The organism is Streptomyces sp. V2I9 (genome assembly GCF_030817475.1).
Classification (GTDB): domain Bacteria; phylum Actinomycetota; class Actinomycetes; order Streptomycetales; family Streptomycetaceae; genus Streptomyces.
The window spans coordinates 4,800,522-4,821,037 of sequence record NZ_JAUSZJ010000002.1 but is presented as its reverse complement, the minus strand read 5'-3'; the positions used below and the strand labels follow the sequence as shown (position 1 = coordinate 4,821,037).

General features: G+C 75.1%; 15 protein-coding genes and 2 pseudogenes. 10 read left to right on the top strand and 7 right to left on the bottom strand.

The window, feature by feature from the left end; all coding sequences use genetic code 11:
* The 3 genes from QFZ71_RS21385 to QFZ71_RS21375 form a co-directional block, all read right to left on the bottom strand.
* Nucleotides 1-1,821, bottom strand: coding sequence for a non-ribosomal peptide synthetase (locus tag QFZ71_RS21385; protein ID WP_307669780.1), 1,821 nt, complete (start codon nt 1,819-1,821; stop codon nt 1-3).
* The gene (locus QFZ71_RS21380) at nt 1,818-3,437 is read right to left on the bottom strand and encodes an aldehyde dehydrogenase family protein (protein ID WP_307671541.1); all 1,620 of its coding nucleotides are present in this window, start codon (nt 3,435-3,437) and stop codon (nt 1,818-1,820) included. The genes QFZ71_RS21385 and QFZ71_RS21380 overlap by 4 nt, the downstream gene beginning before the upstream one ends.
* A gap of 172 nt (nt 3,438-3,609) precedes the next feature.
* Complete coding sequence (locus QFZ71_RS21375; protein ID WP_307669779.1) at nt 3,610-4,626, bottom strand: BTAD domain-containing putative transcriptional regulator; 1,017 nt, start codon at nt 4,624-4,626, stop codon at nt 3,610-3,612.
* A gap of 182 nt (nt 4,627-4,808) precedes the next feature.
* Between QFZ71_RS21375 and QFZ71_RS21370 the strand changes: the two genes are divergently transcribed.
* The 10 genes and pseudogenes from QFZ71_RS21370 (at nt 4,809) to QFZ71_RS21325 (ending at nt 16,772) form a co-directional block, all read left to right on the top strand.
* Nucleotides 4,809-6,410, top strand: coding sequence for a tryptophan halogenase family protein (locus tag QFZ71_RS21370; protein WP_307669778.1), 1,602 nt, complete (start codon nt 4,809-4,811; stop codon nt 6,408-6,410).
* Nucleotides 6,411-6,548: 138 nt separating this feature from the next.
* Entirely contained in the window at nt 6,549-7,211 is a 663-nt protein-coding gene (locus tag QFZ71_RS21365; protein WP_307669777.1) for a flavin reductase family protein, read from the top strand.
* Nucleotides 7,198-8,475, top strand: a complete 1,278-nt coding sequence (locus QFZ71_RS21360) for a cation:proton antiporter (RefSeq protein WP_307669776.1) — start codon at nt 7,198-7,200, stop codon at nt 8,473-8,475. The genes QFZ71_RS21365 and QFZ71_RS21360 overlap by 14 nt, the downstream gene beginning before the upstream one ends.
* Before the next feature lie 351 nt (nt 8,476-8,826).
* A complete protein-coding gene (locus tag QFZ71_RS21355) occupies nt 8,827-9,699 on the top strand; it encodes an alpha/beta fold hydrolase (protein ID WP_307669775.1) in 873 nt (290 codons plus the stop codon).
* Between the two features lie 276 nt (nt 9,700-9,975).
* Nucleotides 9,976-10,941 (top strand): alpha/beta hydrolase, encoded by a 966-nt coding sequence (locus QFZ71_RS21350; protein WP_307669774.1) that lies wholly within the window; start codon nt 9,976-9,978, stop codon nt 10,939-10,941.
* Nucleotides 10,938-12,189: pseudogene (locus tag QFZ71_RS21345) on the top strand (acyltransferase). Before QFZ71_RS21350 ends, QFZ71_RS21345 begins: the two are co-directional and overlap by 4 nt.
* Nucleotides 12,190-12,262: 73 nt before the next feature.
* A pseudogene (locus QFZ71_RS21340) lies at nt 12,263-13,589 on the top strand (sensor histidine kinase).
* On the top strand, nt 13,586-14,260 hold the full coding sequence (locus tag QFZ71_RS21335) for a response regulator transcription factor (protein WP_307669773.1): 675 nt from the start codon (nt 13,586-13,588) through the stop codon (nt 14,258-14,260). Before QFZ71_RS21340 ends, QFZ71_RS21335 begins: the two are co-directional and overlap by 4 nt.
* Before the next feature lie 41 nt (nt 14,261-14,301).
* Nucleotides 14,302-15,573, top strand: coding sequence for a DUF1266 domain-containing protein (locus QFZ71_RS21330; RefSeq protein ID WP_307669772.1), 1,272 nt, complete (start codon nt 14,302-14,304; stop codon nt 15,571-15,573).
* A complete protein-coding gene (locus tag QFZ71_RS21325; RefSeq protein ID WP_307669771.1) occupies nt 15,570-16,772 on the top strand; it encodes a DUF1266 domain-containing protein in 1,203 nt (400 codons plus the stop codon). The genes QFZ71_RS21330 and QFZ71_RS21325 overlap by 4 nt, the downstream gene beginning before the upstream one ends.
* Nucleotides 16,773-16,838: 66 nt before the next feature.
* Here the strand turns inward: QFZ71_RS21325 and QFZ71_RS21320 are convergent, their stop codons facing one another.
* From QFZ71_RS21320 to QFZ71_RS21305, 4 genes are all read right to left on the bottom strand, one after another.
* Complete coding sequence (locus QFZ71_RS21320; RefSeq protein WP_307669770.1) at nt 16,839-17,720, bottom strand: SDR family oxidoreductase; 882 nt, start codon at nt 17,718-17,720, stop codon at nt 16,839-16,841.
* Entirely contained in the window at nt 17,717-18,094 is a 378-nt protein-coding gene (locus tag QFZ71_RS21315) for a DUF952 domain-containing protein (protein ID WP_307669769.1), read from the bottom strand. Before QFZ71_RS21315 ends, QFZ71_RS21320 begins: the two co-directional genes overlap by 4 nt.
* The gene (locus QFZ71_RS21310) at nt 18,091-18,660 is read right to left on the bottom strand and encodes a hypothetical protein (RefSeq protein ID WP_307669768.1); all 570 of its coding nucleotides are present in this window, start codon (nt 18,658-18,660) and stop codon (nt 18,091-18,093) included. The genes QFZ71_RS21315 and QFZ71_RS21310 overlap by 4 nt, the downstream gene beginning before the upstream one ends.
* 777 nt (nt 18,661-19,437) lie before the next feature.
* Nucleotides 19,438-20,424: an NAD-dependent epimerase/dehydratase family protein gene (locus QFZ71_RS21305; protein WP_307671540.1), complete on the bottom strand. Its 987-nt coding sequence runs from the start codon at nt 20,422-20,424 to the stop codon at nt 19,438-19,440.
* Nucleotides 20,425-20,516 lie beyond the last annotated feature (92 nt).

Sequence of the window (20,516 nt, the reverse complement as noted above, 5' to 3'; positions counted from 1 at the left end):
CTAGGCTCCTTCCGCGACGGTGGCCGTGGCCGGGGGCGTGCCCCGCTCGGCGGTGAGCCGGTCGATCTCGGCGGCGACGTCCGCGACCGTCGGCCGGTTGAGCAGGGTGCCGAGGCCCACGCGGAGTCCGGTCGCGCGGCGCAGTTCGGAGATCACGCGGGCGGCGGCCAGGGAGTGGCCGCCGAGCTCGAAGAAGTCCGCCTCGGGGCCGGGTATCCCGGTGCCGAGCACCCGCTCCCACACCTCCATCACCGTGCGCTCGGTCGCGGTCGCGGCCGGCTGCCGGTCGGCGTCCCGGCCCGGCAGGGGCTCCGCCAGCAGCCGGGCCAGCGCCTCCCGGTCGGCCTTGCCGGTGCTCAGGGTGGGGATGCGGTCGAGCACGCGTACGGCGGTGGGGACGGCGGCGGCGGGCAGCCGTTTGCGGCAGCGCTCCAGGACGCGGCCGCCGAGCGGGGCGGTGTCGGAACCGGCCGCAGCCACCACGGCGAGCCCCAGGGACCCGTCCGGGAGGAGCGGGCAGCAGGCCGCGGCCACGACCTCGGGCAGCTCGGCGGCGATCCGCTCCACCTCGCCCAGCTCGATGCGGTGGCCGCGCACCTTCACCTGGTCGTCGCGGCGTCCCCGGTACCGCAGTTCGCCGTCGGGCCGGCGGACCACCACGTCCCCGGTGCGGTACATGCGGCTGCCGCCGCCCTGGAAGGGGTCGGGCAGGAAGCGGCTCGCGGTGAGGCCTGGGCGGCCGCGGTAACCGCGGGCGACCGCGGGGCCGCCGAGGTAGAGCTCGCCCTCCGCGCCGTCGGCCACCGGGCGCAGCTCCTCGTCCAGGACGTACGCCCGGTAGCCGGGCAGCGGCCGTCCGATGCCGGTCACGTCGTCCCCCCGCCGGCTGTCGGCCCAGGTGGCGGCGATGCTGACCTCGGTGGGCCCGTACACGTTGAGCAGACGCCGTCCGCCGGCGAACCGTTCGGCGAGCGCGGCCGGGCAGGCCTCCCCCGCGACCACCATCACCTCGGCGGAGGCGAGCCGGTCCCCGTGGGCGGCGAGCAGCGACGGGGTGAGGGAGACCGTCCGGAGTCCGGTGGGCAGGGCCTCGCGCCCTTCCGCGGCGGCCTGCCGCAGCCCGTCCAGGGAGAGATCGGTGAGGGCCACGCCCTGGCCGTGCACCAGGTAGAGCAGGGTGCACCAGAGCCAGCCGTCGAAGGCGGGCGAGACGGCGTTGAGGCCGAGGCCCCCGGCGGGCAGCCCCAGGGTGGCCAGCGCGTCGACGAAGGTGTCCAGGCCCCGGTAGGTGACCTCGACGCCCTTGGGGCGGCCGGTGGTTCCCGAGGTGTAGATGAGGTACGCGCAGTTGTCGGGGGCGGGCGGGGAGACCACGAGGTCACCGGGGTGGCCCCGGCGCACCTCGCGCGGGGTGACCAGCCGGATGCCTCCGGCCTCCAGGCCCTCGGGGGTGCCGGTGGCGACCAGGACGGCGGCCCCGGCGTCGCGCAGGACGCCTCCCACTCGCTCCACGGGGTGTCCGGGGTCCAGGGGTACGGCGGTCGCGCCCAGGCTCCAGACCGCGAGCAGGGCGGGCACGCTCTCCCGCGAGCGGCCGAGCAGCAGCCCGACCGCGGTCTCCGGGCCGACGCCCGCGTCGGCGAGGGCGGCGGCGTAGCGGGCGGTACGGGCGGTGAGCGCCCCGTGGGTGAGGCTGCCGTCCACCGCCTCGACCGCGGTCCCGTCGGGCTGTTCGCGGCTCCATCGCTCCAGCCGGGCGAAGAGCGGCGGCAGCCCGCCGGGTGCGCTCGCGCCGGCCGGCGCGGTCTGCGGGCGGGTCATGCCTCGGTCCTCTCCGTGCGGGCGGGGCTCTCCGGGGCCGCGGGCCGCTGGGCCGTTCCGGCGGGCCGGGCGGCCTCGGTGGACCGGAGCCGGGGACCGACGACCTGGCCGCCGGGGCCCTGCGGGAGCTGTATCGACTTGGTCTCCAGGAACGCCTCCAGACCGGCCGTGCCGCACTCGCGCCCGATCCCGGACTGCTTGAAGCCGCCGAACGGGGCGGCCGGGTTGAACTGGCCGCCGTTGACGTCGACCAGACCGGAGCGGAAGCGGCGGGCCACCCGCTGCGCCCGCGCGTCGTCGCCGGACCAGACCGCACCGTGCAGCCCGTAGCGGGTGCCGTTGACGATCCGGACCGCCTGCTCCTCGTCGTCGTACGGGATGACGGACAGCACGGGCCCGAAGATCTCCTCCTGGGCGAGCGTGCTGAGCGGGTCGACGTCGGCGAAGATCGTCGGCCGGACGTAGTAGCCGGTGTCCAGGCCGTCGGGCCGGTCCGGGCCGCCGCGCACCAGGCGGGCCCCGCCCTCGGTGAGGCCGCGCCGGATGTACGCGGTCACGCGGGCGTGGGCGGCGGCGGAGACGAGCGGGCCGAGGTCGGTGGCCGGGTCGCGGGGATCGCCGGTCACATAGCCGTCCATGGCCCGGTCCGCGAGCTGGACGGCCTCTTCCTGCCGGTCGCGCGGCACGAGGAGCCGGCTCCACTGGAGGCAGGTCTGGCCGGTGTTGAAGAGCATCTGGTCGACGGTGGCGGCCACGGCGGAGGCCAGGTCCGCGTCGTCCAGGACGAGGGAGGCGTTCTTCCCGCCGAGTTCGAGGTGGACCCGCTTGATCCGGTCCGCGCCGAGCGCGGTGACCTCGCGGCCCGCGCGGGTGGAGCCGGTCAGCGAGACGACGTCGACGAGGGGGTGGGTGACCAGCGCGGTGCCCGCGGCGGCGCCGGTGCCGACCACCATGTTGAAGACGCCGGGCGGCAGGTCCGCCTCGGCGACGGCCTCCGCGAGCAGCCGGGCGTGCAGCGGGGTGATCTCGCTCGGTTTGTGCACGACGGTGCAGCCCGCCGCGAGCGCCGGAATGATCTTCTGCACGGTCAGCAGCAGCGGGGTGTTCCACGGGGTGACGCAGGCGGCGACGCCCGCCGGCTCGCGTACGACGAGCGAGTGGCCCACCCGCTCCTCGAAGGCGTAGGAGGCCGCGGTCTCCACGCAGCGCGCGGCCATGCCGAGGGAGAGGCCGACGTGGGTGCGGCGGGCCACCCCGGCGGGCGACCCGACCTCGGCGGTGATGATCTCGGCGAAGCGGTCGGCGCGCGCCTCCATGGCCTCGACGACCCGGCGCAGCAGGGCGACGCGCTCGCCCACGGGGGTGGTGGACCAGCGGACGAAGGCGTCGGATGCGGCACGGGCCGCCCGGTCGGCGTCGCGGGCGCCACCGGCCGGGACGGTGGCCAGGACGCGTTCGGTGGCGGGGTCGGTCACGGCGAGGCGGCCCTCGGCCTCGGAGGGGACCCAGGCGCCGCCGATCCACTGGTCGGTGTGGCGGGGCGGCAGCGGGGCCGGGTTGGCCCCGGACGGCCCGGTGTCGCGGGGTGCGAGAAGCACGGTGGGCTCGGTCAGCATGGTCACGGTGGTGGTCCTCACTCGGTCGCGGAATGCGCGGGTCCGCCGCATGCGCGGGCCCGCTGGACAGCTGGGTCGGGCACCCGCCCGCCGGACGGGCCGTGCGGACGCCGGACCGGTCGTGCGGTCGGCGTCGCCGGTGGTGCGGTCGGCGTCGTCGGCGGTCACCCGCTCACGGGGACGCCGTGCCGCTCGCACGGTCCGCGACGCGGTGGCGGGCGGGAGGCGCCGGCGCCCTGGTGTCGGGCCGGGTCGTCCGTACCGGTCCGGGGGTGAGCACGGCCGTACGGACGGCGGCGGCCGCTCCGGGGGCCGGCGCCGATGTACGGAACCCGGCGCTCCACACCGGCACCCCGGCGCGGCGGCCCGGCGGCCGCAGGGCCCGGACCGTCGCGGGAGCGCTCGGACGGGTGGCGGACGGGATCAGCGTGCGCAGCAGCTGCTGGGTCTCCCGGCCGGGCGGCAGGGCCAGTTCGTCGTTCATCCGCCGGGCGCACAGCTCGTACCAGCGCCGTACGCAGGCGAGTTCGCCCCGGCGGCCGTGGGCGGCCATCAGCGCGCGGTAGGTCTCCTCGTGGTGGCGGTCGATCTCCAGGACGCGGCGGCAGATCCCGATCAGCTCCACGGAGTCCTCCCGGTCCTCGGCGTCGGCGCGCAGCACGCCGAGCGCCCGCAGCGCGAGCGCCCGGAGGTACTCCCGCTGCTCGACCACCCAGTCGGCGCTCTCGCCCCGCAGGAAGTCGCCGCCGTACAGGTCGAGCGCCGCCCGCAGCCGGTTCCGCGCGAGCGGGAGGTCGCCCGCGGTGGCGGCCCGCAGGCCGCTGTGCACGTACTCCTGGAAGAGGTCGAGGTCGGACCAGAGGCCGGCGACGTGCAGGACGTAGCCGAAGTCCCGGTGGACGAGCGTGATCCCGGAGCTGCCGGGGCTCTCCGGATGCGCGTCCAGCACCTGGCGCAGCGCGTGGGCGGCCACCTTCAGCGAGCTGCCGGCGCAGCTGTCCGCACCGGGCCACAGGGACGCGTAGAGCCGTTCCCTGGTGAGCAGTTGACCGCGGTGGACCACCAGGTACTGGAAGAGGCCGCGGGCCTTGCCGGCCCGCCAGCGCCGCACGGGAGTCCCGTTGACGGTCAGTTCGAACCCGCCCAGGAAGCGCACCCGTACCGCCGGTTCCGCCGTCTCCGTAGCCACGGTGTCCATCGCGTCCCCCGCTCGTCGTCCGTCCTCCGCGCTGTGCCTGCGCCGAGTGTGCGCGGGGGGTCTACGACGCCCCTACAACGGGGCCGCGGCGGGGTGTAGGGCGGGGATAGGACCGTTTCCCAGACTGCTGTGCACAACCACCCGAACCGCCGATCCGAAAAGAGGGCTGCTCCATGACCAGCACCGACACCCGGCTCCAGAAGGTCGTCATCCTGGGCGGCGGCACGGCCGGCTGGATGACGGCCGCGTACCTCGGGAAGGCTCTCCAGGGCACGGTGGACATCACCGTCCTGGAGGCGCCCGCGATCCCGCGCATCGGGGTCGGCGAGGCCACGGTCCCCAACCTCCAGCGGTCCTTCTTCGACTACCTCGGCATCGCCGAGGACGAGTGGATGCGGGAGTGCAACGCCAGCTTCAAGATGGCCGTACGGTTCGTGAACTGGCGGACCGAGGGGCAGGGCGAGTCCACGGCCCGCGAGCTGCCGGAGGGCGGCCCGGACCACTTCTACCACCCGTTCGGGCTGCTCCCCGACTACGACCAGACTCCGCTGTCCCACTACTGGTACAAGCGCAAGTTCGAGGGCCGCACCACCGAGCCGTTCGACTACGCCTGCTTCCGCGAGCCGCCCGTCATGGACGCGATGAAGGCCCCGCGCTGGCTCGACGGCCGCCCGGCCACCCGGTACGCGTGGCACTTCGACGCCCAGCTGGTCGCCGACTTCCTGCGCCGGTTCGCCACCGAGAAGCAGGGCGTGAACCACGTCCAGGACGAGATGGTGCGGGTGGAGCAGGACTCCCGCGGCTACGTCACGGCCCTGCACACCAAGGGCGGTCTGGAGCTGGACGCCGACCTGTTCGTGGACTGCTCGGGCTTCCGCGGCCTGCTGATCAACAAGGCGCTGGAGGAGCCGTTCATCGACATGAGCGACCACCTGATGTGCGACAGCGCGGTGGCGACGGCCGTCCCGCACGACGACGAGGCGCACGGCGTCGAGCCGTACACGTCGTCGATCGCCATGTCGTCCGGGTGGGCGTGGAAGATCCCGATGCTGGGGCGCTTCGGCACCGGCTACGTGTACTCCAGCAAGTTCACCGACCAGGACACCGCCACCGCCGAGTTCGCGAACATGTGGGGCCTGGACCCGGAGGAGACGGAGTTCAACCACATCCGCTTCCGGGTCGGCCGCAACCGCCGCGCCTGGGTGAACAACGTGGTGAGCATCGGGCTGTCCTCCTGCTTCCTGGAGCCGCTGGAGTCGACCGGCATCTACTTCATCAGCGCGGCGATCTACCAGCTGGCCAAGCACTTCCCGGACAAGACCTTCAACGCGGGGCTGGTCGACAGCTTCAACCGCGAGATCGAGTTGATGTTCGACGACACCCGCGACTTCATCCAGGCGCACTTCTACTACGCGCCGCGCAACGACACCCCGTTCTGGCGGGCCCAGAAGGAGCTGGTGCTCCCGGAGAACATCCAGCAGAAGATCTCCGCCTACAAGGCCGGTCTGCCGATCAACTCGCCGATCACCGACGAGTCGACGTACTACGGAAACTTCGAGGCGGAGTTCCGCAACTTCTGGACCAACGGCAGCTACTACTGCATCTTCGCGGGGCTCGGTCTGGAGCCGGACACCCCGCTGCCCACCCTCGCCCACCGCCCCGACTCGGTGGCGGGAGCGGAGCCCCTGTTCGACACCGTCAAGCGCCAGCAGCAGAACCTGCTGGAGACGCTTCCCAGCGCCTACGACTACCTGCGTCAACTGCACGGCGCGTAGGTCCTGTTCGGCCTGCGCCCATCGGACGGCCGATGGGCGCGGGGCGAACAGGGTGCACGGCCATCCGCGGCCCGGCAGCACGGCTCTCCCGGCCGGTTGCCGGGCCGCGGCCGTTCCCCGTCACGACAGGAGTCAGACATGCCTCACCGCTCAGCACCCCGCGCCCTGCCACCGGACCAGCCGGAGGCGGACGCCATGGCGGACATCCGCCCCTTCATGGCCTCCTTCCCCACCGGGGTCTCCGTCGTCACCACTCTGGACGCCCACTCCGTCCCGCACGGTCTGACCTGCAGTTCCGTCACGAGCGTCGCCCTCAGACCGCCGACCGTGCTGGTGTGCGTGCGGACGGCGAGCCCCACGCTGGCCGTGGTGCTGGCCCAGAACTCCTTCGCCCTGAACCTGCTGCACGAGCGGGCGCGCGCCGCCTCCGATCTGTTCGCCTCCGGCGCTCCCGACCGCTTCGAGCGCGTCGAGTGGCGGCTGCCGCTGGGGGCCGGCGGCCCCCATCTGACGGCGGACGCGCATGCAGTGGCGGACTGCGCCGTGGTCCGGACCGTCCGCTTCGGGGACCACACGGCCGTCTTCGCCGAGGTCCGCCGCGTGACGGTACGGGAGGACCCGCGGCCCCTGCTGTACGGGCTGCGCCGGTACGCCGTCTGGTCGGACGCGGCAGCGGCCGCCCCGCCCCTCGCGCACCCGGCCGCCCCCGCCGCCCCGCCCCTCGCCCGCCCGGCGGCCTCCGGGATACCGGGCGCCCTGAGCCCGGACCCGAGCGAAGGAGGCACCCGTGTCAGCCGGTGACGCCCTGCCCGCGCTGCTCGTCGCCGTCCCCGTGGTGATCCTCGCCTGCCAGGCGGGGGCCGCCCTGTGCCGCCGGGCGGGCCAGCCGCCGGTGGTGGGCGAGATCGCCACCGGCATCCTGCTGGGACCCTCGCTCCTGGGCTGGCTGTGGCCGGAGGCCCAGCACGCCCTGTTCCCGGCCGCCGTCCTGCCGTACACCTCGGCACTCGGCCAGCTCGGGCTGCTGGCCTTCATGTTCCTGGTCGGTCTGGAGCTGGACCTGAAGAACCTGCGCGGCCACACCCGCGTCGCGGTGGCGGTGAGCCAGGCCGGAATGCTGCTGCCGCTCACCCTGGGCGCGCTCCTCGCCCTGGCGATGCACGAGGGGCTGGCGCCCGACGGGGTGGGGAGGTTGCCGTTCGTCATGTTCATCGCCGTGGCCATGGCCATCACGGCGTTCCCGGTACTGGCCCGCATCCTGACCGACCGTGATCTGTACGGGACACCGCTGGGCGCGCTCGCCCTGGCCTGCGCGGCCGTGGACGACGTCATCGCCTGGTGCCTGCTGGCCGTGGTGGTGGCGCTGGCCACGGCCGGCTCACCGATGGAGGCGGTGGTGACGGCCGGACTCGCGGTGGCCTTCACCGCGTTCCTGCTGTACGCGGTGCGGCCGCTGCTGGCCCGCCTGGCGGGGCGGGCCGGCCGGGTCGGGGACGCGGCGGTGATGGTGGTGCTCTTCAGCGGGCTGTGCCTGTCCGCCCTGGCCACCGACCGGATCGGGGTGCACGCGCTGTTCGGGGCCTTCCTGTTCGGGGTGGTGACACCGCGCGGAGTGCCGCGCATCGAGGTGTCGGCGGCCCGGCTGCGGGCCTTCGCCGTCCCCGTACTGCTGCCGCTGTTCTTCGTCCACACCGGGCTGCGCACGGACATCGGAGGTCTCACCGGCTCGCCCGGACTGTGGCTGTGGGCCGCCGCCGTCCTCGCCATCGCCTTCCTGGGCAAGTGGGGCGGCGCCGCGGGCGCGGCCCGCCTGTGCGGGATGCCCTGGCGGAGCGCCCTGTCGGTGGGCGCCCTGATGAACTGCCGAGGACTGACCGAGCTGGTGGTCCTCACTGTGGGTCTCGAACTCGGCGTCATCGGTCAGGAGTTGTTCACCATCCTGGTCATCATGGCCTTGACGACGACAGCGGTCACGAGCCCGGCGCTGTCCCTGCTGCGCGACCGGAGGACCCCCCGGCCGGACGCCCCGCGCCCCCGGACCGAGAACACGCTCTCCCACCGGTGAGGTCTCGACCCGGGGGTCCGCGAGGGCCCCGCGAGGGCCCCGCGAGGGTCAGCGAGGGGGCCCCGTGAGGGCCAGCGGGAAGGGGGCGGCGGCGTGCGCGCGACGATCCACGTGCCCACGGCCGCCCCCTTTCCCTGCCGTCGGCGTGCGCACACGCACCGAGCCATCCCCCGGACCCGACGCCCCCTCCTCGCTCCCACTCCCCACTCCCTGCCCCCTGACCCTCGCCCCTGCCCCCTGGCCCCCTGGCCCCCTGGCCCCCTGGCCCCGCGCCGGATCATGCGCTACGCTCACCCACCTAGCAAGACGAGACGTCTCGTCTAGCATCACCGACCGGACAGCGAGGTCCCCATGGAACGCTTCGTCGACGTCGCCCCCGGTGTACGGCTCTGGGCCCAGGAGCTCGGCGCTCCGGACGCGCCCGCTCTGCTGCTGGTCATGGGCGCTCAGGCGTCCGGGCTCGGCTGGCCCGACGAGCTCGTGGAGTCGTTGGCCGTACGGCACCGGGTGATCCGGTACGACCACCGGGACACCGGCCGCTCCACCGCCTCCTTCGACGAACATCCCTATCCGCTCACCGCGTTGGCGGAGGACGCCGTCGCCGTCCTGGACGCGTGCGGAGTGGAGCGCGCGCACGTCGTGGGGATGTCGTTGGGCGGCATGCTGACGCAGCTGCTCGTCGCCGACCGTCCCGACCGGGTGCTCAGCGCCGCCGTCATCGGGACCACCGCGCTCAGCTCCACCCCGTACGTCGCGCCGGACGGCCGCCGTGTGCCGCCGGAGGAGCTGCCCGGAGTCTCCCCGGAGCTGATGGAGCTGTGGTCGCGCCCCGTCGAGGACCTGGGACCGGAGGCCGAGCTGGAACGGCGTGTCGAGCACTGGCGGGTGCTGGGCGGCGGCCTGATCCCGTTCGACGCCGCCTACGCCCGTGAGCTGGAGCGCCGGATCATCGCCCACACCGGACACCACCGCGCCGGGACCGCACACGCCCGTGCCGGCCACTCCGGCATGGAACGCACCGAACAGCTCGCCACCACCGAGGTGCCCACGCTGATCGTCTCGGCCCCCGCCGATCCGGTCGCACCGGCCCCGCACGCCGAGCACCTGGCGCAGGTGATCCGTGGCGCCCGGCTCGTCGAGATCCCCGGCATGGGGCACGCCCTGCCCCGCGAGGTCCACGCCCCGCTGGCCGCCGCGATCCTCGACCGCACCGGGCAGAGCTGAAGCCGGCCCCCTCCGCCCGGCGCACCCCTCGGGCCGAAGCCGGCCGCCTCCGCCCGGCGCACCCCTCGGGCCGAGGCCGGCCGCAACCGGCCTCGCCCCCACCACGCCTCCCACCCACGGGCCCGCCCCCATCCGCCCGTACCACCGCGTACCCCGTGTCATACCTGAGAGCCACTCCCCGGGTGCGCTCCACGGAGGGACGTCAACTACCGCTCCCTGTCCATAGCTTCTGTACCGCAAGCACACAACAGCACCGGTACGGAAGGAACTCGCCCCATGGCGGACCGCCCCCGCAGACGTCGCATCCGTCGCACCCTGCTCGCGGCCCTCGTCACCTTCGCGGTGGCCGTTCCGGTGTCCGGCGCGGCCCGGCCCGCGGCCGTGCCCGCCCCCGCGCCGACCGCCCTCGGGCCGCTGCGCGACGCGAGCCCGGCGGCGCTCGCCCGGCGGTACGAGGCCGTCCGGCAGGACATCCGGGCGGCCGGACGGACAGCGGCGGACCACGGGGACCTGAAGCGGGCGGCCTCACTCGAGGAGTTCGCCGCGCCGGGACGGCGGTTCCTGTCCTTCGACGGGCGGGACGGCGGCCGGAGCACGGAGGTCGTCGGGGAGCTGGCCACCGCCCGGCGGATCGCGGTGCTGGTGCCCGGAGCGGGCGTCGGCCCGGACACCTACTGGCGGCTGAGGCGCGACGCGTCCGCGCTGCACCGGGAGTTGGGCACGGGCGGGGCCGTGGTGGTCTGGCTGGGCTACCGTTCACCGGCCACCGTCAGCCCCGCCGTCCTCACCACCGGGCGGGCCGACGAGGCCGCGCCGGGGCTGCGCGCGCTGGTGGACGGGTTGCGCGCGGTGCGGCCCGCCGCCCGCATCAGCCTGCTCTGCCACTCGTACGGTTCGGTGATCTGCGGCCGGTCCGCGCCGGGAACGGCGGCCGATGCCCTCGTGCTGTACGGCAGCCCCGGAGTCGGCGTGGCGGACACGGACGCGCTGCGCACGCGGGCGCGGGTGTGGGCGGGCCGGAGCGGCGGGGACTGGATCGCGCGGGTGCCCCATGTCCGGGTGCGGGTGCCGCTCGTCGCGGCCGTGGGGTTCGGTACCGATCCGGTGGCGGACCGCTTCGGGGCCGAGGTGTTCGACGCGGGGGACGGCGGTCACAGCGACTATCTGCTGCCCGGCTCCCGTCCGCTGGCGAACATCGCCCGGATCGTGGCGGGCGCCGAACCGGTGGGGGCGTCCCGATGACCGGCCCCCTGACCGGGATCGCGCCGGCCGCCGGGCCCCGGCGGCCTCCCCTGCGCAGGGCCGTGCGCGGCTCCGTACGCGAGGGTGTCGCGCGTATCGAGGCCGCCACCCCGCCCGGCCGCGACCGGGCCGTCGATGCCCTGCGGGCCCTGGCGATCCTGGGCGTGGTGGGCGGGCACTGGCTGGTCACCGCTCTGGTGGCCGACAGCGGCACGGTGCGCGGGGCGAGCCCGCTCACGGCCGTGCCCCGGCTGACCCCCGTCTCGTGGGTGTTCCAGACCCTCGCCGTGTTCTTCCTGGTGGGCGGGCTGGTGGCGTCCGGGAGTTGGGCCTCGGCGCAGAAGCGGGGCGTGCCGTACGGGCGGTGGGTGGGCGGCCGGCTGGCCCGCCTGTTCCGGCCGGTGGCGGCGGTGCTGCTGGTGTGGACGCTCGCCGCCGCGGCGATGGCGGCGGCCGGGGTGGGTGTGCCGACCGTCCGGGCGCTGGGAAAGCTGGTCTGGTCCCCGCTGTGGTTCCTGCTGGTCTTCGCCGCCCTGACCGCACTGACCCCGCTGGTGGCGCGGCTGCACCCGCTGTGGCCGCTCATGGCGGTGCTCCACGTCGACCTCGTACGCCTGGGGCTCGACGGCCCCCGTGAGCTGGGGTGGATCAACGTGATCGCGGGCTGGCTGGTGCCCTACTGCCTGGGCGCACTGGTGGCCCGCGGCGGGCTGTCCGGCCGGGCGGGCCGGTGGGCGCTGCTGCTCGGCGGGGCCTCGGCGGCGGCGGGTCTCGTGCTGTGGGCCGGATACCCGGCGTCCATGGTCGGCGTTCCGGGCGGCCGGATGTCGAATCTGGACCCGCCGTCCCTGGCCGCCGTGGCGTTCGGGCTGGCCCAGTGCGGGGCGGCGCTGCTGCTGCTCGGGCCCTTGCGGCGGGCGTTGCGCAGGCCCGCGCTGTGGGCGGCGGTGGCGCTGGTGAACCTGGCGGCGATGACCGTCTTCCTCTGGCACCAGACCGCGATGATCATCGTCACGGCGACCGCGCTCCTGTGCGCGGACGGCCCGCTGCCGGGGCTGCACACCGTGCCCGACGGCCCCGGCTGGGGTGGTGGCCCGGCTGCTGTGGCTGCCGGTGTTCGCCCTGGCGCTGGCGGGGTGCTGGGCGGCCTTCCGGGGCTATGAGCAGGGTGGACGGCGTACGGGAGGGGGCTCCCTCGTCGTCCGGGGGTCCGCCCCCGGACGAAAGGGTGACACGCGTCGTGCCTAGTCTGGGGAAGAGCGGAGCCGAGGGGGCGGTGGGGGCGGTGACGTCATCGGGGGCGGTACGTCTGCGGGCGGCGGTGCGCCGCGTGCCGCGTGCCCTGTACGAGGAGTTGTGGGCGGCTCCGGCGGACCGGGTGCCGCGCATGGAGGAGCCGAACGCGCCGGTGTGGCGGCCGGTGTTCCTGGTGCTGCTGGTGATCGCCTCGGCCGGTGTCGCGGTGGTCCGCACCGGGGAACTCACCCCGTACGGAGCACCGGTCAGCGGTCTCGCGGTACTGGTGGCCGTCGCCCAGTCCGCGGCGCTGGTGGCCGGGATGTCCCGGCCGGTGGGCGCCTGGTGGTCGATGACCGCGCTGACCGTCGTGGCGCTGCTGCTCACGGTGGCCGCCGCGCCCCGCGACCACGCGGACCGGTGGCCCGACGGTCTCCCCATGAGCCCCGACCTCCTGTATCCCACGCCGTTCGCGGGGACCGCGCTCCAGGCCGGCGCGCTGTTCCTGCTGGCACTGCGGGTCCCGCGCCGCCGCGCGGCACTCGCGCTGGCGCTGTCGCTGGCGCCGACGCTGTTCGCCGCCCTGCGCACACCGCCGCTGCCGCAGGTGAGCCTGCCCGTCGCCGGGCTCGTGCTCGCCACCGCCGTGGTCGTCGGCGCCGCTCTGCGCAGCCTGCGCCTGGCCCGTAAGGACCTCGTCGTCCAGGCCGAGCTGACCGCGGAGGAGCGGGCCCGGCGCACCCTGCTGGAGGAGCGCAACCGGATCGCCCGCGAGCTGCACGACGTGGTCGCCCACCACATGTCGGTGATCTCCATCCAGGCGCAGGTCGCCCCGCACCTGGTCGAGGCCCCCCTCCGACGCGCTGCGGGAGAATCTGGCCGGCATCCGCGAGAACGCCCTGGAAGCCCTCGCCGAGCTGCGCCGGGTGCTGGGCGTCCTGCGCTCGGAGGACGCCCCCGCGCGGGGCGATGACACCCGGCACGCGCCGCAGCCGGGGCTCGACGGGCTCGACGGGCTGCTCACCACCGTGCGCTCCGCAGGTCTCGCCGTCACCGCCTCCACCACCGGCGAGCCCCGCCCGCTGCCGCCGGGCGTCGAACTGTCCGCGTACCGCATCGTGCAGGAGGCGCTGAGCAACGTGATGCGCCACGCGCCCGGCGCGACCGCCGAGGTGACGGTCGCCCACCGGCCCGCCGGGCTGACCGTCCGGGTCGTCAACAGCGCGCCGGAGCACCCGGCCGACCCCTCCCCCGGCGTACGCCACGGTCTGCTCGGGATGCGCGAACGCGCGGCGATGCTCGGCGGCGAGCTGGCCACCGGGCCGACGCCCGAAGGAGGCTGGGAGGTCACCGCCCTGCTGCCCGCCACCGCCACCCATGCCACCACCACGACCACCGAGGAAGCCCGATGACCCCGCCCATCCGCGCCGTGATCGCCGACGACCAGATGATGGTCCGCCAGGGCTTCTCGGTCCTGCTGAACGCCGAGCCGGACATCGAGGTGGTCGGGCAGGCCGTCAACGGGCTCGACGCCATCGACAAGGTCGCCGAACTCGCCCCGGACGTCGTCCTGATGGACATCCGCATGCCCGAGCTGGGCGGCATCGAGGCCACCCGGCGGATCACCTCCCCCGAGGGCTCCACGGTGAAGGTGCTCGTGCTGACCACCTTCGACCTCGACGAGTACGTGTACGAGGCGCTGCGCGCGGGCGCCTCGGGCTTCCTGCTGAAGGACGCGTCGGCCGACGAACTCGCGCACGCGGTACGGGTGGTGGCGGCAGGCGACGCACTGCTCTCGCCGAACATCACCAAGCGGCTGATCGTCGAGTTCTCCCGGACGGCGGGTGCCCCGCGCCCACCGGTCAAGGAGCGGATCGGGGATCTGACCGAGCGCGAGACGGAGGTGCTGACGCTGATCGCGGGCGGTCTGTCGAACGCGGAGATCGCACGGGAGATCATCGTGGCGGAACAGACGGTGAAGACCCATGTGGGCCGCATCCTGGTCAAGTTGGGCGTACGCGACCGGACCCAGGCGGCGGTGTTCGCGTACGAGTCGGGGCTGGTGCGCCCCGCCGGGCTCTGACCGCCCGGCGCGGCCCGGCGGCCGTTCCGTAGGATCGGCCCGTGACGACGGGGATGACGGGGATGCCGGCGGGGGTGCCGCCAGGACGCGAAGGCGGCGCGGCGGCACGGAGCACAGCGGCAGGGAGCACAGCGGCACCGGGCGCGGCGGCACCGACGGGCGGAGCGCAGGGCCACCCCGCGCCCACCGAGGTCGAGCGTGAGCTGGCGGCCGCGCTGGCGGGCGGCGGCCAGGACGCGGTCCTCGATGTGCTCGCCCGCACCCGGCTGTACGTGCTCGTCCCCCGGCTGCACGCGGACGTCCCGGACTGGACGGCCCCGCTGCCCACGTTCCGGGACGCGGCGAGCCGGCGGATCTGCGTGCCGGTGCTGACTCCGGGCCTGCTGCCTCCCTGGCACCCGGAGTGGGTGTTCCGGGCGGTGGACCTCGGCGAACTCGCCCGGATCTGGCCGTACGACGCCCGCCGCCTCGCCGTGAACCATGGCACCCCGCTCGCCGCGCAGGTCGATGCCGGGCCCCGTCGGCTGAAGGCCTGGCGGAGCGCCGACGCCCGCTCCGGCGCGGCGCGCGAGGGGCGGCTGCTCACCGACGCCACCGGCCCCCTGCACGGGCCGCTCGCCCACGGTCTGGCGCTCGGAGCCCATCTCGCGGTCCACAACGGCCTCGCCTGGAACCGGCTGGGCGCGGTCTACCAGGACTACGCCACGGACCGGGCCCGGCTGCGCAGCCCCTGGGGCATCCAGCACCGGGCCGATCTCCGCCGCCGGCTGGACTCGCTGATGAAGTGCCGGCTGGTGGGTCGGGTGCAGGAGACCGTGCTGCGGTCGCGCCACACCCTGGCCCTCCGGCTGGGACGCACGCCGACGCCCGCGGAGTGGACCGAGGCGGTGGACCGTGCGTTCGCGGCGCGCGACGCCGAGGACCGGACGGAGGCGCACGGGGCGCTGCACCGTGTCACCCGGTACGAGGAGCGGTTCCGGGCCGACGGGGCCCTCGCTCCGGACGGCCGGATCGACACGCTCGCCGCGTTCGACCTGGGGCGGGCGGTCAACGTCGTACGCCTCGCGCTGGGCGCCCGGCTCACCGAACCGCACGAGGCCGAGCAGGACGTGCTGCGCCTGGGCGAACTCGCCCGGCAGGCGTACCCCTCCTGGGCCGCCTTCTCCCTCGGCTACGCCCTGGCCCGCCTGGTCCACGGCGACGACGCGGACGGCACGCCCGGCGAGGAGCTGCGGTACCAGCAGTCGCTGGCGCAGCACCGCATCCTCGCCCAGGCCCCCACCAGCCCCTACCGGAACATCCCCTGGTCATGAACCCGCACCTTCATCCCGCCACTCCTCCGGCCCCTGGCACTTCCGCCCCGTGGACGCCCGCACCCTGGGTTCCGCCGTCCGAGACCGAGCAGCTCCTCCACGAGGCCGCCCTGCGCGGCGACGTACGGGGCCAGCTGGCCGCGCTGGCCGGGGCCGAGCTGTACATCCCCGCCCCGCGCGCCGAGGCGGACGCCGACCCGGACACCCTGGTCTGGCGCAGGCACGTCGATCCGGCGGGCTTCGTCTGCCGGCCGCTCCTGACGCGGGGCATGCTGCCCGCCTGGCATCCGGACTGGGTCTTCCGCGGGGTGACGCTGCGGTGGGTCGCGGAGTTCGGCTGGTCCGATCCGCAGGTGTGGCTGGGCGTGAACGTGGGAACGCCCGGTCAACTGCTGCTGCCGGCCGCCCCGTCCGACCTGGCGCTGTGGCAGCGGGCCTACGCGGAGAACGACCGGCCCTCGGGGAACCGCCTCGTCGCGCTGCGCCACGGCGCGCTCCACGGCCCGCTGGCGTACGGGCTGGCGTGCGGGGTGCATCTGGCGATCGGGAACGCCGTGCCGTGGAACGAGATCGGCACGGTCTACCGCGAGTACGTGGAGGAGCGCGAGCAGCTCCGCGACTCCTGGGGCATCACCGGCCACGAGGGGTGGCGGCAGCAGCTGGACGCCCTGCTGGACGCGCGGAACAGTCCGCCGGAGCCGGACTTCGTGCTGCGCGTCCGCGAGCAGCTGGCGGCCCCGATCGGCGAGCTGCCCTCGGCCGATCTGTGGCGGGAGACGGCCGCCGGTCACGCCCAGGACCTCGGGGCGGACGCGGAGACGGTCAAGGGCATCGAGGAGCTGGTGCGCCGGGTCATGCGCTACGAGGCCCGGTTCCGCGCGGACGGACTGCTGCCGCCGGACGGCCGGGTGCGCACGACGGTCGCGTACGACTACGGACGGGCGGTGAACCTGGCCCGCTGGGGGCTGTCGGCACGGTTCTGCGGCCCGGCGGACGCGGAGGCGGCGATCGTGTACGCCGGGGCGCTGAGCAAGTCGGCCCACCGCTCATGGGAGGACTTCTCGGCGGGGTACGCGCTGGGGCGGGTGCTGCGGTTCGACGAGGAGGAGTACGGGACGTTCTACGAGCAGTGCGTCCTCGCCCACCGGCTGCTGACGGAGAGCGAGGGCAGCCCGTGGAAGCACATCCCGTGGCGGTGAACCGGGCGGCGGCCGGCCGTTCGCCGGGGAGCGGGTGACGGGCGGACCCGGACGGCCGCCCGCAGGTCAGCCGCCGGGGAGCAGGTGGCGGTAGCTGTCCGGGTTCGCCGCCAGGAACGCGGCGAAGCTCCGCGCGGGATGTCCGGTGAGCGTGGGCACCGCGTCCGAGACGGCGGCCAGCTCCCCGTTGGCGATGGCCTCGTACGAGGTGACCCAGCCGGCCACCTCCCACTCCGGGGCGCCGTAACCGGCCCGTGAGGCGTAGGCCTCCTCGCGGGTCTCGGGGACGTAGACGACGGGCCGTCCGGTGACCCGGCTCAGCTCCTCGGCCGCCTCGGCGAGGGTGAACGCCTCGGGGCCCGTGAGGTCGTAGGCCAGCCCGTCGTGGTCCGGGCCCTCGTCCAGCAGCACGGCGGCCGCCGCGTCGGCGACGTCCTCGTGGGTGACGGCCGCCACCCGCCCCTCGCCCGCCGGTCCGCGCAGCACGCCGTCGGTCCCGGTCATCGCGGGCAGCCCCGCCTGGTACCAGTTGTCCCGCAGGAAGGTGTGGCGGAGACCGGACGTACGGAGGTGGGCCTCGGTGTCCCAGTGGTCGCGGGCGAAGGTGAACGTGGCGTCGGGCGCGGCACCCTGGAAGGACACGTACACGATCCGCTCCACGCCCACGGCGACCGCCGCGTCGATCGCCGTGGTGTGTTCACGGACCCGGTCGGGGCTCTCGTGGGCGGAGACCAGGAACAGGGTGTGGGCCCCGTCCAGGGCACGGCGCATGGCCTCGCCGTCACCGTAGGGGGCGGCGGGCGCGTGGTCGGCGCCGGGTACGTCGGGCAGGCGGGCGGGGTCGCGGCCGAGGAGCCGTACGGGCACGCCGGTCCGGGCGAGCCGCCGGGCGACCCGGCCGCCGACCGCTCCGCTCGCACCGGTGACCGCGATGAGGGGGCCGTTCACGGGGATTCGTCTTCCTCTCGTCGTGCGGGGCCCCAGTGGTCCAGGGGCAGCACCTCGACGACCGCGTCCACGGGCAGCGGTCCGTACAGGTGCGGGAACTCCTCGCCGCCGGGCTTCAGCGCCTCGAACCGGACGGGGCCGGCGAGGCGGGCGGGGTCGACGACCAGGACCACCAGGTCCCGGCCACCGGCCTCCGGCGCCTCCCCGTACCCGTACAGCATCCGCGCCACACCGAGGAGTTGGTGCGGCAGCGAGAGGTGGATGAAGCCCTCCTCACGGAGGGTGCGGCCACGGGTGGACATCTCGTACGTCCCTGTCCCGCGGGCCGCCTCCCACAGCGGCGCTTCGGCGAGGTGCAGCAGCGGTTCGGTCATCGGACCACGCTAGCTCCTCGCCGGAGGAAGGTCAGTTGCCGCGTCGCCGGGCCCTGCGCGTGGCGACGAGGACCGTGCCGCCGGCGGCCGCCAGTGCTGCCGCCAGGGACCCGAGGATCCATTCGCCGCCCCGCGCCCCGGTGCCGGGCAGCTCCCCCGGGTGGCTCGGCGAGGGCGTGGGGTGCGGCGGGGTCGGGGTCGGGGTCGGATGCGGCGGCGTCGGTGTCGGGTGCGGCGGCGTCGGGGTGGGCGTGGGATGCGGTGGGGTGGGCGTGGGGTGCGGTGGCGTCGGGGTGGGGTGTGGTGGCGTCGGGGTCGGGGTCGGATGCGGCGGGGTCGGCGTGGGCGTCGGATGCGGCGGCGTCGGGGTCGGATGCGGCGGGGTCGGGGTCGGATGCGGCGGCGTCGGGGTCGGATGCGGCGGGGTCGGAGTGGGGTGCGGCGGCGTCGGGGTGGGCGTGGGCGTCGGATGCGGCGGAGTGGGGGTGGGGTGCGGCGGGGTCGGCGTGGGCGTCGGATGCGGCGGAGTCGGGGTCGGGTGCGGCGGAGTCGGCGTCGGGGTGCACGATGGCTCCTCGCCGGGGGAGGAGTATGCGTCGTCCGACTGGTCCCCCGAGGTGTCGGGGGGCGAACCAGCCGTGCGGGAAGGGGTGTCGCTATCGCCCGCGTCGAGCGTGGCGGCGCTGGGCGGCCGTCCGGTCGGCGCGCTTCCCTGGGACCGCGCCGGCCCCGTCGGGGTGCGGCCGGCGGCGTCCGGGACGTTCCCCAGCAGGCGCTCGCGGAACCCGGGGTCCGAAAGAGCCGGCATGGACGTGGCGGAGCCGCGCGGGGTGCCGTGGACGTCGCCCAGGGCCCTCGTCGCCCCGCCCGCGATGCCGGCGCCGGAGATCCGCGAGGCACCTTCCCGCTTGTTCACGTCGAACCGGCCGAGGATGCCGGCCTTGCCCTTCGCCTCGGCCGCCGCCTGCCGGACCAGGGAGTCCTCACCCCCGTGCACGTCGATGTCGCTGTCGTTGCCGGGCTCGTTCCCACTGCGCGGGCAGGAGCTGCCGGGGCAGGACCCCGGTCCGCCGGGCCGCGAATCGGCGCCCACGGCGGGGGCCAGCACGCCCACCATCGCGGCGGCCGTGGCCACTGTCATTGCTGCCCGGATTGCGTTACGGCGTCTGCGCGCCTTCTGTTCCATGCCGCGCAATATGCATGGTCATCACTTTGTCGTTTTGTATGACACGCCGCTCTTGTCCCGTTATGTAGATCTATAGGAGGCTTCTTCGGCGCGACACGCGCGGAGGCTCCTCCACCACGGCGCCTGTGCAGAGCGCCCACGGACGCGCACCGGCGCCTCAGAGCGCCAGCAGCTTCGCCTCCAATGCGGGGGCGAGACCGACGGCCGGACGGTCGGGCCGCCGGGGAGCCGTGCCGCCCAGCGCGCACAGCCAGCTCCAGGTGTCCGCGACGGTCTCCTCGACCGGGCGGCAGCGCAGACCCGCGGCGTACGCCTTGGTGTGGTCGCCCCGGTGCAGCGTGTCGTACAGCTCGCCCGGCGGCAGCCAGACCGGCAGGTCGCTCCAGGGTTCGGCCCCGGCGGCGAGCAGGGTCTCCGCGTCGGTCCAGCGCAGCTCCGCGTCGGACCCGGTGACCGCCACGCAGGCGGCCAGCAGCTCGCCCATGGTGGTGTGGCCGGGACGGCTGACGGTGTTGTACGCGCCGTGCAGCCCGCGCACGCCCGCGTCCAGCATCCAACGGGCCAGGTCACGGGCGTCGATGTACTGGAGCTCCGTCGCGGGGCTGCCGGGGGCGATCACCGGCCCGCCGCGGGCGATCCGGGACAGCCACCAGGGCAGCCGGCCGATGTTCTCGCCGGGGCCGATGATCAGTCCGGCCCGCGCCAGCAGGGCCCGGTCACCGAAGGCGTCGAGGGCGGCCAGCTCGCCGCCGCGCTTGGCCCGGCCGTACGGCACGTCATCACCGTCGTCGGGCGAGGCGTCGGCCACCGGCGGGCCGTTCTCATCGAGCCCGGCGGCGGCCGGAAAGGCGTACACCGAGCGGCTGGAGACGTAGCCGAAGTGTCCCGCCCGGTCGGAGAGCAGCCGGGCCGCGTCCCGGACGGCGGAGGGCGCCCCGCTCCAGGTGTCGACGACCAGGTCCCATTCCCGCCCGCTCCCCGCGAGCGCGGCGAGCCCCGGCGCGCCGGCGGTCCGGTCCCCGGTCAGCGCGGTCACACCGGGCGGGGGCGCGTGCCGGCCGCGGTGGAACACCGTGACCTCCCATCCCCGCTCCAGCGCCGCGTCGGTGACGGCCCGTCTGACGAATTCCGTACCGCCCAGCATCAAGAGCCTCATGGGAGGACCCTGCCCAACGGAGGACGGCGGGGGGAACCCGGCCACGCCGACAGCAGAACCGGGAACTCCCGCACGGGCAC